15 protein-coding genes are annotated in these 15,260 nt (G+C 71.9%); 11 read left to right on the top strand and 4 right to left on the bottom strand.

Going from position 1 to position 15,260, the window contains the following annotated elements:
- The first annotated feature begins 186 nt into the window (after positions 1-186).
- From ACZ3OF_RS30600 to ACZ3OF_RS30565, 8 genes are all read left to right on the top strand, one after another.
- The gene (locus tag ACZ3OF_RS30600) at positions 187-1,803 is read left to right on the top strand and encodes an ABC transporter substrate-binding protein (RefSeq protein WP_467307986.1); all 1,617 of its coding nucleotides are present in this window, start codon (positions 187-189) and stop codon (positions 1,801-1,803) included.
- The gene (locus tag ACZ3OF_RS30595) at positions 1,800-2,792 is read left to right on the top strand and encodes an ABC transporter permease (protein WP_467307984.1); all 993 of its coding nucleotides are present in this window, start codon (positions 1,800-1,802) and stop codon (positions 2,790-2,792) included. Before ACZ3OF_RS30600 ends, ACZ3OF_RS30595 begins: the two co-directional genes overlap by 4 nt.
- Positions 2,785-3,621 (top strand): ABC transporter permease, encoded by an 837-nt coding sequence (locus tag ACZ3OF_RS30590; protein ID WP_467307982.1) that lies wholly within the window; start codon positions 2,785-2,787, stop codon positions 3,619-3,621. The genes ACZ3OF_RS30595 and ACZ3OF_RS30590 overlap by 8 nt, the downstream gene beginning before the upstream one ends.
- Positions 3,622-3,746: 125 nt before the next feature.
- The gene (locus tag ACZ3OF_RS30585; protein ID WP_361676256.1) at positions 3,747-4,649 is read left to right on the top strand and encodes an ABC transporter ATP-binding protein; all 903 of its coding nucleotides are present in this window, start codon (positions 3,747-3,749) and stop codon (positions 4,647-4,649) included.
- A gap of 242 nt (positions 4,650-4,891) precedes the next feature.
- Positions 4,892-5,590 carry an ABC transporter ATP-binding protein gene (locus ACZ3OF_RS30580; RefSeq protein ID WP_361675888.1) on the top strand — a complete coding sequence of 233 codons (699 nt, stop codon included), beginning with the start codon at positions 4,892-4,894 and terminating at the stop codon, positions 5,588-5,590.
- Between the two features lie 147 nt (positions 5,591-5,737).
- Entirely contained in the window at positions 5,738-6,580 is an 843-nt protein-coding gene (locus ACZ3OF_RS30575) for a phosphatidylinositol-specific phospholipase C/glycerophosphodiester phosphodiesterase family protein (RefSeq protein WP_361675891.1), read from the top strand.
- Between the two features lie 113 nt (positions 6,581-6,693).
- On the top strand, positions 6,694-6,888 hold the full coding sequence (locus tag ACZ3OF_RS30570; RefSeq protein WP_352190023.1) for a hypothetical protein: 195 nt from the start codon (positions 6,694-6,696) through the stop codon (positions 6,886-6,888).
- Positions 6,889-7,018: 130 nt separating this feature from the next.
- Positions 7,019-8,608 carry a hypothetical protein gene (locus ACZ3OF_RS30565; RefSeq protein ID WP_467307979.1) on the top strand — a complete coding sequence of 530 codons (1,590 nt, stop codon included), beginning with the start codon at positions 7,019-7,021 and terminating at the stop codon, positions 8,606-8,608.
- 45 nt (positions 8,609-8,653) lie between these two features.
- Here the strand turns inward: ACZ3OF_RS30565 and ACZ3OF_RS30560 are convergent, their stop codons facing one another.
- From ACZ3OF_RS30560 to ACZ3OF_RS30550, 3 genes are all read right to left on the bottom strand, one after another.
- Positions 8,654-9,454 carry a VOC family protein gene (locus ACZ3OF_RS30560; RefSeq protein ID WP_361675897.1) on the bottom strand — a complete coding sequence of 267 codons (801 nt, stop codon included), beginning with the start codon at positions 9,452-9,454 and terminating at the stop codon, positions 8,654-8,656.
- Positions 9,455-9,559: 105 nt separating this feature from the next.
- Positions 9,560-10,801 (bottom strand): phosphodiester glycosidase family protein, encoded by a 1,242-nt coding sequence (locus tag ACZ3OF_RS30555; RefSeq protein ID WP_361675900.1) that lies wholly within the window; start codon positions 10,799-10,801, stop codon positions 9,560-9,562.
- 33 nt (positions 10,802-10,834) lie between these two features.
- Positions 10,835-11,212 carry a DUF779 domain-containing protein gene (locus tag ACZ3OF_RS30550; RefSeq protein ID WP_361675903.1) on the bottom strand — a complete coding sequence of 126 codons (378 nt, stop codon included), beginning with the start codon at positions 11,210-11,212 and terminating at the stop codon, positions 10,835-10,837.
- Between the two features lie 128 nt (positions 11,213-11,340).
- Between ACZ3OF_RS30550 and ACZ3OF_RS30545 the strand changes: the two genes are divergently transcribed.
- A complete protein-coding gene (locus ACZ3OF_RS30545) occupies positions 11,341-12,420 on the top strand; it encodes an NAD(P)H-dependent amine dehydrogenase family protein (RefSeq protein ID WP_467307975.1) in 1,080 nt (359 codons plus the stop codon).
- Positions 12,417-12,896: a carboxymuconolactone decarboxylase family protein gene (locus ACZ3OF_RS30540; protein WP_361675909.1), complete on the top strand. Its 480-nt coding sequence runs from the start codon at positions 12,417-12,419 to the stop codon at positions 12,894-12,896. Before ACZ3OF_RS30545 ends, ACZ3OF_RS30540 begins: the two co-directional genes overlap by 4 nt.
- A 12-nt stretch (positions 12,897-12,908) precedes the next feature.
- On the opposite strand, the gene ACZ3OF_RS30535 is transcribed toward ACZ3OF_RS30540, so the two are convergent.
- A complete protein-coding gene (locus ACZ3OF_RS30535; protein WP_361675912.1) occupies positions 12,909-14,486 on the bottom strand; it encodes a GMC oxidoreductase in 1,578 nt (525 codons plus the stop codon).
- A gap of 159 nt (positions 14,487-14,645) precedes the next feature.
- Between ACZ3OF_RS30535 and ACZ3OF_RS30530 the strand changes: the two genes are divergently transcribed.
- Positions 14,646-15,245, top strand: a complete 600-nt coding sequence (locus ACZ3OF_RS30530) for a DUF6197 family protein (RefSeq protein ID WP_361675915.1) — start codon at positions 14,646-14,648, stop codon at positions 15,243-15,245.
- Positions 15,246-15,260 lie beyond the last annotated feature (15 nt).

Here is a 15,260-nt window from a genome sequence, read left to right as displayed (position 1 = left end):
CGGAAATCGACGGTGGCACCCCTCGCACTCCCACGCCCACGGGGCAGGTGCACTGTCTGACGGCCATGGGGGCGGGGCGGCTACGTGGCGTGTTCGTGCAGGCCGCAGGGGTGACGTCGTTCTGCATACTGTTTAATTGCGAGTCGTTCGCAACAACAGTTGATCTTCAAGAGAGGTGTGGGCACGATGACCGCCCGATCCATACGCGGCATGGCCGCCGTGACGCTGGCCGGGTCTATGGCCCTCGCCGCGGCAGCCTGTTCGAACCCGGGCGGGACCGCCGCGGGCTCCGGCGGTCCGAAGGACTCCGCGGTCGTCGGCATCGCCTACGAGCCGGAGACCCTCAGCCCCCTCCTCGGCTACGGCAAGGACGGCAACTCCAAGATCTTCGACGGGCTCCTCGCCTTCGACGCCGACCTCAAGCTCCGCCCGGCCCTCGCCGCCGAGCTGCCCCAGGTGAACCCGGACGGACTGACGTACACGTACAAGCTCCACAAGGGCGTGACGTTCAGCGACGGCAAGCCCTTCTCGGCCAAGGACGTCGTCTTCACGTACAAGAGCGTGCTCGACCCGAAGACCAACAACCCCTCCAAGACCGAGCTGGACGCCCTGAAGGACGTCAAGGCCGTCGGCGAGGACACCGTCGTCTTCACCCTGAAGTACCCCTACGCGCCCTTCGCCGAGCGCACCGTCCTCGCCATCGCCCCCGAGCACATCGCCGGGAAGCAGGACGTCAACACCGGCGCCTTCACCACCCGGCCGATCGGCACCGGCCCGTACGTCCTCACCGACTGGTCCAAGGGCGAGAAGCTCGGCTTCAAGGCCAACCCCACCTACTGGGGCGGCGCTCCGCAGGTGAAGAAGTTCACCATGGCGATCATCAAGGACGACGACGTCCGCGCCACCCGCCTCCGCGCCGGAGACCTCGACGGCGCCATCCTGCCGCCCAACCTCGCCGCCGGCTTCAAGGGCGACAAGGCGAAGAAGACGTACGCCGCCAAGACGTACGACTACCGGACCGTCACGCTCCCCACCCACAACAAGGTCACCGGGGACACCGCCGTCCGCCGCGCCCTCGATGTCGCCGTCGACCGGCAGACCATGGTCGACAAGATCCTCGAAGGCGCCGGAAAGCCCGCCTACGGGCCGGTCCCCACAGACAGCGAGTGGTTCGCCAAGGGCACCGAGCGCCGCCACGACCTCGACGCCGCCAAGAAGATCCTCGACGAGGCCGGCTGGAAGCCCGGCGCCGACGGCGTCCGTGTGAAGGACGGCGTGCGGGCCGAGTTCCCGCTCTGGTACCTCTCCGGCGACAAGCTCCGCCAGGACCACGCCCTCGCCTACGCCTCCGACGCCAAGAAGGCCGGCATCGCCATCAGGACCCAGGGCGGCACCTGGGAGGTCATCGAACCCCGGATGAAGACCGACGCGGTCCTCGCCGGCGGCGGTTCGCCCGGCGACCCCGACTTCGACCAGTACCTCCTGCTGACGTCCCGTCTCGGCGGCGACGGCTTCAACAACATGGCCTGGTACGACAACAAGACCGTCGACAAGGCCCTGGAGGACGGCCGCCGCACGAACGACACCGTCAAGCGGCGCGCCGCCTACTCCATCGTCCAGCGCGAGCTGGTGAAGAACCCCGGCTACACCTTCCTCACCCACATCGACCACCTGTACGTCGTGAACGACGGCTGGGACGGCCTGACCACCCAGACCGAGCCGCACGACCACGGCCTCGCCTCCGGCCCCTGGTGGAACGTCGAGGCGTGGAAGCCCAAGGGTGCGGAGAAGGCCGAGAAGTGAGCCGACGCCTCCCCTGGGGGGCCATGGCCCGGATGACGGGACGGCGGGCGCTGTTCGCCGTCCCGGTCCTCCTCGCCGTCACCTTCGCGGTCTTCGCCGTCGCCGCGGCCTCCCCCTTCGACCCCGTCAAGGCGTACGCCGGCACCGCCGGACTCACCGCCTCGCAGGAGAACCTCGACCAGCTCCGCGCCAACCTCGGCGTCGAGCAGCCCCTCACCACCCGCTGGTGGGAGTGGCTCACCTCCGCGCTCCACGGCGACCTGGGCGACTCCAGCGTCATGCGCCAGCCCGTCGCGGACGTCATCGCCGAGCGGATCGGCTGGTCGGCGCTGCTCGCCACGACCGCCTTCCTCGTCGCCATCGTGCTCGGCACGGTCCTCGGCGTCCTCGCCGGGCGACGCCGCGGCGGTCTGCTCGACCGGGCCGTCAGCTCCGCCGCGTACACCCTGGAAGCCGCCCCGGCCTTCTGGCTCGGCCTGCTCGCCATCTGGTTCTTCGCCCTGAAGCTCGGCGCCCTGCCGGCCGGCGGACTCACCGACACCGCCAGCGACACGGTCACCTTCGACCAGGTCGCCACCCACCTCGTGCTGCCCGCCCTGGTCCTCGGCATCTCGCAACTGCCGTGGTTCTTCCTGTACGTCCGCCAGGGCGTCGGCGACGCGCTGGAGGAGGACCCCGTACGCGGCGCACGCGCGCGGGGACTGCGGGACCGGACCGTCCTGCTCGGTCACGCGCTGCGCTCCGGCATGCTCCCCATGCTCACCCTCGTCGGCTCCCGCGTCCCCGAACTCATCACCGGGGCCCTGCTCGTGGAGACCGTCTTCAGCTGGCCCGGCATCGCCGCCGCGACCGTCCAGGCCGCCACCTCCGTCGACTTCCCGCTGCTCGCCGCGCTCACCGTGCTCGCCACCGCCGCCGTCCTCCTCGGCAACCTCCTCTCCGACCTGCTGTACGGGCTCGCCGACCCGAGGGTGGGCTTCGATGGCTGAGCTCCGCACCCGGCGACTGCGCCTGTGGTCCTCCGCCGGGATCGTCGGCGCGGTCCTCCTCGCCGTCCTCCTCGTCCCGCCGCTGGTCCAGCTCGACGAACAGGCCGTCGACCTGTCCCTGAAACTCCTGCCGCCGTCCTGGGAGCACCCCTTCGGCACCGATGACGTCGGCCGGGACCTGCTGCTGCGCTGCGTCTACGGACTGCGGATCTCGCTCCTCGTCGGACTGGTCGCCGCGCTCGTCGCCACCGTCATCGGCACGGCCGTCGGCGCCGCGGCCGCCTCCCTCGGCGGCTGGACCGACCGGGTCGTGATGCGGATCGTGGACGCCTTCTCCTCCGTACCGCACCTGCTGCTCGGCATCTTCATCGTCGCCATGTTCCGGCCCGGGGTGTGGCCGGTCATCGTCTCCGTCGCGCTCACCCACTGGCTGTCGACCGCCCGGATCGTCCGCTCCGAGGTCCTCTCGCTGCGCTCGCGCCCCTTCGTCGACGCGGCGATCTCCGGCGGCGCCTCGCGGTGGCGGGTGGCCGTGCGCCATCTGCTGCCCGCCGTCCTGCCGCAGGCCGGACTCGCCGCCGTGCTGATGGTGCCGCACGCCATGTGGCACGAGTCCGCGCTCTCCTTCCTCGGCCTCGGCCTGCCCAGCCACCAGGCCAGCCTCGGCAACCTCGTCCAGTCCGCGCGCTCCTCGCTGCTTGCCGGCGACTGGTGGCCGACGCTCTTCCCCGGCCTGCTCCTCATCGTGCCGACCCTGGCCATCGCCGGGCTCGCCGGAGTCTGGCGGGACCGGCTCAACCCGCGCCGCCGATCGGAGCTGATGCTGTGACCGCCCCGGACTCGCGTGTCGTACGCGCCCTGAAGGCGGTCACCGCTGAGGGTCCCCCCGCCGCAGGGAGGGGGAGCGCCGGTGAGGCCGTGCTCAGCGTGCGCGGGCTCTCCGTCCGCTTCCGGATGCGCGGCGGCCGGCACGTCGCCGCCGTCACCGACGCCGACTTCGACCTGGCGCCGGGGGAGTGCCTCGCCCTCGTCGGCGAGAGCGGCTGCGGCAAGTCGGTCCTCGCCTCCGCGCTCCTCGGGCTGCTGCCAGGGAACGCCGAGACGTCCGGCACGGCACTGCTCGACGGCGTCGACCTGCTCGCCGCCGACGAGCGGACCCTGGCCCGTACGGTACGAGGACGGCGCATCGGCCTCGTACCGCAGAGCCCCGCCGCCCACCTCACCCCCGTGCGGACCGTGCGTGCCCAGCTGGAGGAGACCGTCCGCGAACTGACCGGCACCCCGCGGCGGGAGCGTCGGGCGGCGGTCGAGGCGGCGGCGGAACGGGCCGCGTTCCCGGCCGGGCACCTCGACCGGTACCCGCACGAACTCTCCGGCGGGCTCGCACAGCGCGCCGCCACCGCGCTCGCCCTCATCGGCGACGCACCGCTCCTTCTCGCCGACGAGCCGACCACCGGTCTCGACCGTGACCTCGTCGAGCGGACGGTCGACGAACTGCGCCGCCACGCCGACGACGGGCGTGCGCTGCTGCTCATCACGCACGACCTGGCCGCGGCGGAACGCGTCGCCGACCGGGTCGCCGTGATGTACGCCGGGCGGATCGTCGAGACGACCGCCGCCCACCGTTTCTTCGGGCAGCCGGGCCCCCGTCACCCGTACGCCCGGGGCCTCCTGAACGCCCTGCCCGACCGCGCGTTCACCCCGATCCCCGGTATGCCCCCCGAGCTGACCGCGCTGCCACCCGGCTGCGCGTTCGCCCCGAGGTGCCCACGGGCGACGGAGAGCTGCGCCACGCTCCCGGCACCGGTGGCAGGCGTGGCCTGCCACCACCCGGTGGGGGAGGCCCCCGATGCGTGACGCCCGGCCCGCGTACGAAACCGCCACCCGGCGTCATCCGGTGGTGTGCCCGCCCCCGCGTGTCGGCGGTCGCCGCGGCCGTGGCCGTTCGGTGTCCCCCGGCGCGTTCAAGCGGAGGGCCGACACCCGGCGGCCGGCCGCCGATCGCCTCGCCCACGGGCGCCTTCGGCGGCTCACCCGTGCTCGTACCCGCCCGGCGGTCGGCGGTCGTCCCCTCGCTCCCGTCGCACCAGGAGTACCCCGTGCTTGAACTCGACTCCGTCACCGCGGGCTACGACCGCCGTGCCCCCGTCTTCGTCGACACCTCGCTCACCCTCTCGCCCGGCCAGTCCGTCGGCCTGCTCGGGCCGAGCGGGTGCGGAAAGTCCACGCTCGCCCGAGTCGCCGCACTGCTCCACCGGCCGGAGGCGGGCCGTGTCACCGTCGACGGGGAGGAGGTGCGGGGCTGGCGCCACGCCGCGCCGCGCGCACTGCGGACCGCGATCGGCATGGTGTTCCAACAGCCGCGGATGTCGGCCGACCCCCGGCTTCGCCTGCGTGATCTGATCGCCGAGCCGCTCCGGGCGGGCGGCCGTCGCGCGGAGGTGCCGGAGCGGCTCGCGGCGCTCGCCCCGGCCGTCGGTCTCACCGACGACCTGCTGGCCCGCCGGCCCCACGAGGTCAGCGACGGCCAGCTGCAACGCGCCTGCCTGGCGCGGGCATTGGTGCTGCGCCCGCGCTGGCTCGTCTGTGACGAGATGACGGCCATGCTCGACGCGTCGACGACGGCGGCCCTGGTCGCCGCCGTGGAGGCGTACCGCGCGGAATCGGGCGCGGGCCTGCTCGCGGTCGGTCATGACCGCGTCCTCCTGAACCGCTGGTGCGACCGCACGGTCGAGTGGTCCGACCTCGTGGCCGGGAACCGGAGCGGCGCGAAGGCCGGGGCGGCCTCCGGGGCATAGCGGGTCCACCCGCACGGCACGCCGGGCGAACCACCGGCGACCGGGCGACGTCGTCCGGGACAACTCTTTTCCTCCGAGGGCCTGTTGGGCGTGAGGTCCGCACATACTCGTGCGGGTCCCCAGTCCCGACACCCCCGGAGTCACCCCATGGCGCCCCTGTCCCGCCGTACCGTCGTCGTCGCTCTGGCCGCCGCCGCGACCTCCGTCGCCCTGCCCGGCACCGCCGTCGCCGCTCACCGCGTCCGGCCGTTGCAGCTCGCGCACGCGCACAACGACTACCTGCACCCGCGGCCCCTCCGCGACGCCCTCGCCCACGGGTTCACCAGCGTCGAGGCCGACATCTTCCTCGTCGACGGGGAACTGCTCGTCGCCCACGAGCCCGCCGAGCTCGACCCGAGCCGTACGCTCCGGTCCCTCTACCTCGACCCGCTCCTCGCCCGCGTGCGCGCCAACCACGGTTCCGTGTACGGCGGTTACCGCCGCCCCGTGCAGCTGCTCATCGACATCAAGGCCGACGGTGTCGCCGCGTACCAGGAACTCCACCGCCAACTCCGCCCGTACCGGAGGATGCTGTCCACCGTCACCGCCGGCCGCGTCCAGCTCGGCGCCGTCACCCCCGTCGTCTCCGGCGACCGCGCCGCCCGCGGCCCCATGGAGGCCCAGCGGGTCCGGCACGCGTTCTACGACGGCCGGCTCGACGACCTCGCGGCGCAGAACCCCGCGCCCGCGTCCTTCATCCCGCTCATCAGCTCCAACTGGACCCAGTCCTTCGGCTGGCGCGGCGAAGGGCCCTTCCCCGCCGCGGAGCGGGCTCGGCTGGCCTCGATCGTCGGCACCGCCCACGAGCGCGGACAGCGGGTCCGCTTCTGGGCCACGCCCGACCGCCCCGGACCCGCCCGCGACGCCCTCTGGAGCGAGCTGCGCGCCGCCGGCGTCGACCACATCAACACCGACGACCTCGCCGGGCTCCGGGACTTCCTGAACCGCTGACGGCGAATCTCACCCGTTCGGCAGACATGCCGTACGGCCGGACGGCGCTCCCACTGCGCCACACTGGCCGCCGAACGCCGCGATTCCGGCGCGGCGCAAGGAGGGTGTGGGCGATGGCCGTGTCCGTTTCTGTCGTACTGCTGCTGCTCGTCCTGGCGGTGATCTTCCTCCGCAACGGCGGTCTCAAGTTCTCCCACGCGCTGGTCTGCGCCCTGCTCGGCTTCTTCCTCGCGGGCACGAGCATGGCGCCGACCATCCAGAACGGGGTCGCCGCCACCGCCAACGTCGTCAGCAGCCTCAAGCCCTGAACCACCGCAGCCGTAACGTTTCACGGCCGTGAAGTGGCCATGAAACCAGCGGCAGTTCCATGTACATCTCACGCACTCGGGCCTAACGTCGGCCGCCGGCGCGACCGACGTACGCACCCGAGGAGCCGCATTGACCACCCCCCGCAGACGAGCCCGTGTGCTCGCCCTGATCGCCGCGGTGAGCGCGATCGCGCTCGCGTTCGCCACCCCCGTCGCTCTCGCCGACGACATACCCCTGGCCCCCGGCCACCGGCTCGTCGCCTCGTACGACGGCGCCCCCGCGACCGCCCGGCCCGTGCCGGGCGCCGCGCCCGCCCAGCATCCGTACCTCGCGCCCAACGGGCGCAGCGGAATGCACGCCGACGGCGCCGGCAGCGGCACGCACCCCTTCTCCGGCCCGATGGGCCGCGACCCGAAGGTCTCCAGCGAGAAGATCGCCGCCGTCGGCGGCGAGTGCGCCACGGTCACCTTCGACTCGGGCGGCCGCCTGGTCACGGTCTGCGGCACGTTCTCCGGATTCCTGCTGAAGCTGCTCGATCCCCGCAGCCTGGACACGCTCGCCGAGTACAAGCTGCCGCAGCGCTCCTCGACCGTCGAGGCGATCACCCGCCTCGACTTCGAGAAGATCTTCAAGGACACCTCCGGCGGCGCCTACTTCTACCTCGACGACCGGGACCGGGTCGTCCTCGCCGACTCCCGCCAGCACGTCCTGCGTATCGCGCACCGTCAGAAGACGGACGGGGTCTGGGAGTTCGTGGTCGAGGACGACTGGGACCTGACCTCGCTCGTCCCGCACGACTGCGTCAGCTGGACCAATCTCTTCCCGAGCGGCGTCTGCGACCCCGTCACCTCCGTCATGCCCGACTGGGACGGCCGCATCTGGTGGGTGACCCGGCTCGGCCGGGTCGGCACCATCGACCCCGCCACCGGTACGCTCCGCTCGATCCGGCTGACCGGAGAGGAGATCCAGAACTCCTTCTCCGTCGCCGAGGACGGCGTCTCCATCGTCTCCGACCACGCCCTCTACAGCTTCCGCGCCGATACCGACGGCACCCCGCGGATCCAGTGGCGTCAGACGTACGACCGGGGGACCGGCACCAAGCCCGGTTCGGTGAACCAGGGTTCGGGCACCACGCCCGACCTCTTCGGCGGTGAGGGCTCCGAGAAGTACGTCGCGATCACCGACAACGCCGACGACCGGATGAACGTCCTCGTCTACCGGCGCGGCGCCGACGTCCCCGCCGCGCAGCGCCTGGTCTGCAAGGTCCCGGTCTTCGGCTCCGGCGCCTCCACCACCGACAACTCCCTGATCAGCTGGGGCGACAGCCTGATCGTCGAGAACAACTACGGCTACGAGAACCCGACCACGCTGACCTTCGGCCGCAGCGTGGTCGGCGGCGCCACCCGGATCGACGTCCGCCGCGACGGCAGCGGCTGCGACATCGTGTGGGAGAGCGACGTACGCTCGCCCTCCACCGTCCCCAAGCTCTCGACCGCCAACGGCCTGCTCTACTTCTACGAGAAGCAGCCGAACCCCCTCGGCGTCGACGCCTGGTACCTGACGGCGGTCGACTTCCGCACCGGGAAGCGCGCCTGGAAGAGGCTCACCGGCACCGGGGTGGCCTACGACAACAACTGGGCCCCGATCACGATCGGACCCGACGGGACGGCGTACGTCGGCGTCTTCAACGGGATCGTCGCGGTGCGCGACGGCGGCTGAGACGCGACGGTGCCCGGGCCCGCGCGGGCCCGGGCACCCTCGTGTTCAGACCATGTCGGGCACGTCGCCCACGGTGGTCTTGGTGTCGATCACGGCGAACGCCGCGCCCTGCGGGTCGACGATCGCGGCGAAGCGGCCGAAGGGGCTGTCCATCGGCCCGAAGACCTTCTGGCCGCCGAGGTTCACGGCCTTGTCGACCGCCCGGTCGCAGTTGTCGACGCCGAAGTAGACCTGGATGTACGACGGGATCTCGGCCGGGAAGTCCTCCGGCGTCATCGTCATCCGCCCCAGGACCGGCATCTCGCCGCCCAGGTCGAAGACCTTGTAGTCCATCTGCTCGTCGACCATCTTCTTGGCGTTGTAGCCGAACACCGACGTGAGGAAGTCGTCCGATTTCGCGGGCTCCCGCGTGAAGACCTCGGCCCAGGCGTAGGAGCCGTTCTCGCCCTCGAGCTCGAACCCCTCGTGGGTGCCGGGCTGCCAGACGCCGAAGACGACGCCTGCCGGGTCCTGCGCCAGGCACATGGAACCGAAGTCGCCGACGGCCATCGGCTCCATGAGGACCGTGCCCCCGCTGTTCTTGATCTTCTCGGCCGTGGCGGCGGCATCGGGCGAGGCGAAGTACAGACACCAGGCCGACTGCTGGGAGCCGTCCTGGCCCGGCATCGGCGGGACGACGGCCGCGACCGCCTTGCCGTCACGATACGCCTGGGTGTAGTTGCCGTACTCCGAGGACGATTCGCCGAAGGTCCAGCCCAGCACGTCGCCGTAGAACGTCTTGGCGCCTTCGACGTCGTTGAACATCGCGTCGGCCCAGCAGGGTGTGCCTTCAGGTCGTGCGGCCATGACAGTAACTCTCTTCCGATCGATGAGGCCCGCTCGTGGTTGCCGAGTCCCACGCTAGTCAGGGCGGGCCCGACCCGCTCGGTGACGGACCGTGTCCGTGTGGGGTCAGCGGCGGGAGAAGATCCCCACGGCGTTCGGCACCGGCCGCTCGGCACCCCCGGCGGGATGGTTGCGCACGGTGACGGCCGGGGCGCCGGGGTCCCGGGTCACCAGCGTGGACGAGCCTCCGCCGTCGAGACCGAAACCGTCCTCCGCGCCCACCTGGCCGAGGAGCGACGCCACCTCGGCGATCGTCAGTCCCGTGCGGAACTCGGAGGAGCCGTCCAGCGCCATGAGCAGGAGCCGCCGTCCGTCGTCCGCGACGCCCGCCGCGGAGCGGACGGCCGAGGTGCGCGGGTCGAGGCCGGGCAGCGGTGCGCCCGCCCGAAGCACCGGATACCCGCCCACCGCGAAGACGTAGGGGACGCGGGAGCCCTCCGCGACCAGCCGGTGTCGTACCCGCACCCGGTCGCCGAGGGCCAGCTCCCGCAGCCGCCGTGCGCCCGCCTCCCGGCCCACGAGGACCTCGCCGCCCTCGGCGATCGGGCCGCGTCCCGGCGTGTCGGCCACCGCGACGACCCGCCCGTCGCGCACCGTCACCTCGTACGTCTCCGAGGAACACGGCGCCGCGCGCTCGGTGTCCGTACCGCAGGTGGCGCGGATCCGCGAGGCCTCGCCCCAGCCGGACGTGAACGCCCCGACCGAGCCGACCGGCAGCGCGTACTGGTCGAGGCCGCCGAGCGGCAGCCGGCCGCCGGGCGTGGACACCGTGCCGTCCAGGGTGAGGCGCCCGAGCCGGGCCCTGCGGTCGACGCCGACGCCCAGCACCTCGCGCGTGTCGGTGCCCGGCGGCAGCGCGGGGCCGAAGCGCTGGCCGACGGGCACGGCCGCCTTCAGTTCCCGGCCGGAGGCGATCGCCGGGCCGACCGGGGCGCCGGTCGCCTCGACGCCCGGGTGCTGGCTCTCGGTGATGTGGAAGAAGTCCCCGTTGACCCCGGCGACCGCGCCGCGCGCGTCGGCGAGCGCCGACAGCGGTGCGCGCGCCGCGACCGCCCCGGGCGTGAGGAGGTCGACGCCGACCCCCGGGTCGCGCAGATCCACGGAGACCAGATGGACCCGGGCCGGGCCCTTGAGGCCCGCCACGTCGAAGGCGCGGTACGTGACGCCCGGCGCCACCGTCGTCCATGTGGCGTCGGCCGTACCCGGGGTGGCTCCGGCCAACAGGGCGCACCAGGCCACCAGGACGGCCGCCAGTGCGCGTGTGCGCGTACTCGGACTCCGCACGATCTCCCCTGGTGTCCTGCCCATGTCGCCCAAGCGTCAGGTGGATGTGACCAGACGTCAGTTACGGTGGTCCGGAACGGAGTCGACGAGCCGGGAACGGACGAGGAAACGGACGCCTTCCGGGGCCTCGAGGGAGAATCCGCTGCCGCGCCCCGGTACGACGTCCACGATCAGGCGGGTGTGGCTCCACAGCTCGAACTGCGCCTTCGACATCCAGAACGGCACGGGCTCCGCGACGCCGGTGACCTCCAGGGAAGCGAGCAGCACGTCCGCGGCGCCGGTGCGGAACTCCCCGTCGGGGTAGCACATGGGCGCGCTGCCGTCGCAGCAGCCGCCCGACTGGTGGAACATCAGCGGCCCGTGCGTCTCCCGCAGCCGCCGCAGCAGGGCGGCCGCTTCGGGCGTCAACTCCACGCGCGCTCCGGGTCGATCCATCTTCCGCCCCCTCCTCGTGCGTCCGCCGGGGCTCCAGCGAACACCGGCGGAGGTTGCGAGAGGGTTGCGGCCGCCGAAATCGTCCGCACCCCTAGGAACTGACGGTCCGTCAGGTTACTCTTCCCCGCATGATTCCGACCGTTGTCTGGGGAACCGGAAATGTCGGCCGCGCGGCCATACGGGCCGTCGACGCCCACCCGGCGCTCGCCCTCACCGCCGTCCTCGTCCACGACCCCGGCAAGGTCGGCCGTGACGCGGGGGCGCTCGCCGGACTCGACCGCTCCCTCGGGGTGGCGGTGACCGACGACATCGACGCCGTGCTCGCCGCCCGCCCCCGCGCGGTGGTGTACGCCGCCTCCGGCGACATCAGGCCCGACGAGGCGCTCGCCGACGTCGTCAGGGCCGTCCGCGGCGGCGCTGTCGTCGTGACCCCGGCCCTCTACCCGCTCTACGACCACCGCGGCGCCCCGCCCGAGTTCCGGGACCCGGTCCTCGCCGCCGTGGCCGAGGGCGGCGGCTCCCTCTTCGTCTCCGGCGTCGACCCCGGCTGGGGCAACGACGTCCTGCCCCTGCTGGTCAGCGGTCTCGGCTCCACCGTGGACGTCGTCCGCTGCCAGGAGATCTTCGACTACTCCACGTACGAGCAGGAGGACTCGGTCCGCCATCTCATCGGCATGGGGCACCCGATGGAGTACGAACCCCTGATGCTCGCCCCCTCCATCCCGACCATGGTGTGGGGCGGTCAGATCCGGCTCATGGCGCGGGCCCTCGGCGTCGAACTCGACGAGATCCGCGAGACCATGGCGCGCCGCCCCCTCGATGCCACCGTGACCACCCGCACGATGGGCGTCTTCGAGGCCGGCACCCAGGGCGCCGTACGGTTCGAGGTCCAGGGGATCGTGGGCGGAGAACCCCGCATCGTCATCGAACACATCACCCGGATCCACCCCTCCTGCGCCCCCGACTGGCCCACCCCGCCCGACGGTGCGGGCGCCCACCGGGTGGTCATCGAGGGCCGCCCGCGCATCGAGGTCACGGTCGAGGCCACCGACGAGGGCGAGAACCGCTCCGCGGGCGGCAACGCCACGGCCGTCGGCCGGCTCGTGAACGCCGTCGACTGGCTCGTGGACGCGAAACCCGGACTCTACGACGCGCTCGACGTCCCGCTGCGCCCCGCGGTGGGCCGACTGGGAAGGAAACGGCCATGAGGATCGACGTCCCCGAGGGCAGGCACCCGATCGAGTACGTCTGGGGCGAGATCGTCCCCGAGATCGGGACCGCCGCAGCGAACTTCTCCCTCTCCGTCTACGCCCATACGACCCTGGGGCTGCGCGAGTTCGAGGCCGCGCGGCTGCGCATCGCGCAGGTCAACGGCTGTCTGTTCTGCCTGGACTGGCGGACCGACCGCGACGGCGAGAAGGTCGAGGAGTCGTTCGCGGAGGCGGTGACCCAGTGGCGTACCACCGATGCGTTCGACGACCGCACGCGGCTGGCCGCGGAGTACGCCGAGCGGTACGCCCTGGATCATCACGGTCTCGACGAGGACTTCTGGACTCGTATGACCGCTCACTACAGCCAGCCCGAGATCGTGGAGCTGACGATGAGCATCGGCTCCTGGCTGTCGTTCGGCCGGCTCAACCGGGTGCTGGGCCTCGATGCGGTGTGTGTGCTGCCCACCCAGTGACACGGAGGTGCTTCAGAGGTCGGTGGCGATGATCTTCTCGATGTTGCGTTCGGCGAGCGCGGTGATGGTGACGAACGGGTTGACGCTGGCGTTGCCCGGGATCAGCGCGCCGTCGATCACATAGAGGCCCGGATGGCCGTGGAGGCGGCCGTAGTTGTCGGTGGCCCGGCCGAGCACGGCGCCACCGAGCGGGTGGTACGTGAGGTGGTCGCCCCAGATCTTGTAGGCGCCGAACAGGTCCGTGCGGTAGATCGTCCCCTCCTTGGCGTTGATCTTGTCGAAGATCGTCTTGGCCGCGTTGATGGACGGCTGCTTCCACGCGGTCTGCCAGTTGAGCTCGACCCGGCCCGCCGTGGGGTTCCACGAGAACTCGGCGCGGTGCGGGTTCTTGGTGATGGACAGATAGAACGAGGCGTACGTCTCGATGCCGGTGGGCAGCGGCGCCACCTCCGCGAACGCGCCCCCCGCGTCCCAGTTGTCGATGCCGGCCGTCGGCATGGACGACTGGAGCTTCCCCGTCGGGTCCCACATGTGGTTGGCGCGCCCGCACATGACGTTGCCGTTGTCGCCCCAGCCCTTGCCGATCTCGCCGTTGAGGCCGGGCAGCGCCCCGGTGGCCCTCAACTTGGTCAGCAGCTTGCTGGTGCCGACGCTGCCGGCCGCGAAGAACACCCGGTCCGCCAGGATCGTCTCGGTGGACGTGGTGTTCCCGCCGGTGTCCAGCCGGTCCACGACCACCGTGTAGCCGCCGCCCGCGGCCGGGGACACGGACGTCACCCTGTGCAGCGGTGAGACGGTGACCCGGCCGGTCGCCCGGGCCTGCGCGAGATAGGTCTTCTGCAGGGTCTTCTTGCCGTGGTTGTTGCCGTAGAGCACCTCGCCGGCCAGCGCCGACTTGGGCACGGCGCCGGCGGCCTCCTGCTTCATGTACTCCCAGTCGTACACATTGGGCACGAAGACGAAGGGGAAGCCGGAGCGCTGGGCGTGCTTACGGCCCACCCGGGCGTACTGGTAGCACGCCGTGCTCTCCCACCAGGCCGGGTCGACGTGGTTCACGCCGAGCCCGGCGTTGGCGCGCGGATAGTAGACGTCGTACATCTCGGCGACGTCGACGGACGGAAGGATCGCGGGGAAGTTCTCCCGGCGCGGGGTGACCGCCATACCGCCGTTGACCAGGGAGCCGCCTCCGACGCCCCGGCCCTGGTAGACGGTGATGCCGCCGAACTCCTCGGCGTCCAGGATGCCCGTGTGACGGGGGACGTCCTTGTCGAGCGGGAAGCCGAGGAACTGGCTGAGGGGCTGCTTGGTGCGGGTGCGCAGCCAGAAGGACCGGTGGTCGGGGGTGGTCGTGTTGGCGAAGATCTTGCCGTCGGGGCCCGGGGTGTCCCAGGCCATGCCCATCTCGACCATGCGTACGTCGACGCCCGCCTGGGCGAGCCTCAGTGCGGCGACCGAGCCGCCGTAGCCGGTGCCGATCACCAGGGCGGGGATTCGGGACTGGATGGCCGAGGCATAGGCGTGGGCGGGGAGTGCCAGAGTGCCGAGAATAGAACCTGTTCCCGTGATGAATCCACGGCGTGTAACAGCCATGAGGAGCCCTCACTGTCGGTGGAATGGGAACGAGTTCTACTGCCGCCTGCATGACAAGTCACGGCATACCGATAGGTAACTTTTGGCTGGATCGCTCAAGAATGTTCAGGACAAAGCCGACATTCCGATGAGTGAGAGTCCACCGAGCCCGGAGTGCGCATGTCCCTGCCGACCCTTGCCCCCGACGTCCTCGACCGCGCGGCCGTCACACTCCACGACAGCGCCGTCTGGCAGGAGATCGTCCGCCACTGGGACGTTCCGTACGAGGAGCCGGCCGCCGCTCAGGACGACTGGCGCCGGCTGCTCTCCGTCCCCGTCGACCAGCTCGTGGCCACCGCCCTCGCCGGCCTCACCCCGCCCCCGCCCACCGAACGGCGCCTCCCCGGCCGGATCGGAGCCGTCCTGCCCGACCGGCTGCACACCTGGCGGCGCATCGGCCAGAGCGACGTCCGCCCCTCCGTCCACCTCGCCCACGCCCGCCACGTCCTCGTCGAGTGGGGCTGGCAGAACAAGCCGTACCGCCTCCGCGACGCGCGGGGCGCCCGCTGCCTCTGCGGCGCGCTGCTCACCGCGCACCGCCTCGGCCACGGCAGCGCCGACACCATGAACCGCTCCGCCGCCTGGATCGTCACCGAACTGCGTGCCCAGGGCTGGACCGGGCTCATCGGCCCCTGGAACCGCGCCCCGGGACGCACCGCCGACCAGGCCCTGGCTCTCCTCGACGCCACGATCCGGCGCGCCGCCCATGCGGGGGAGTGACCGCACCCCCCGTCC

The organism is Streptomyces sp. NPDC022552 (assembly GCF_055561875.1).
The sequence above is the reverse complement of the archived record's forward strand: the minus strand, read 5'-3'. Positions and strand labels throughout refer to the sequence as shown.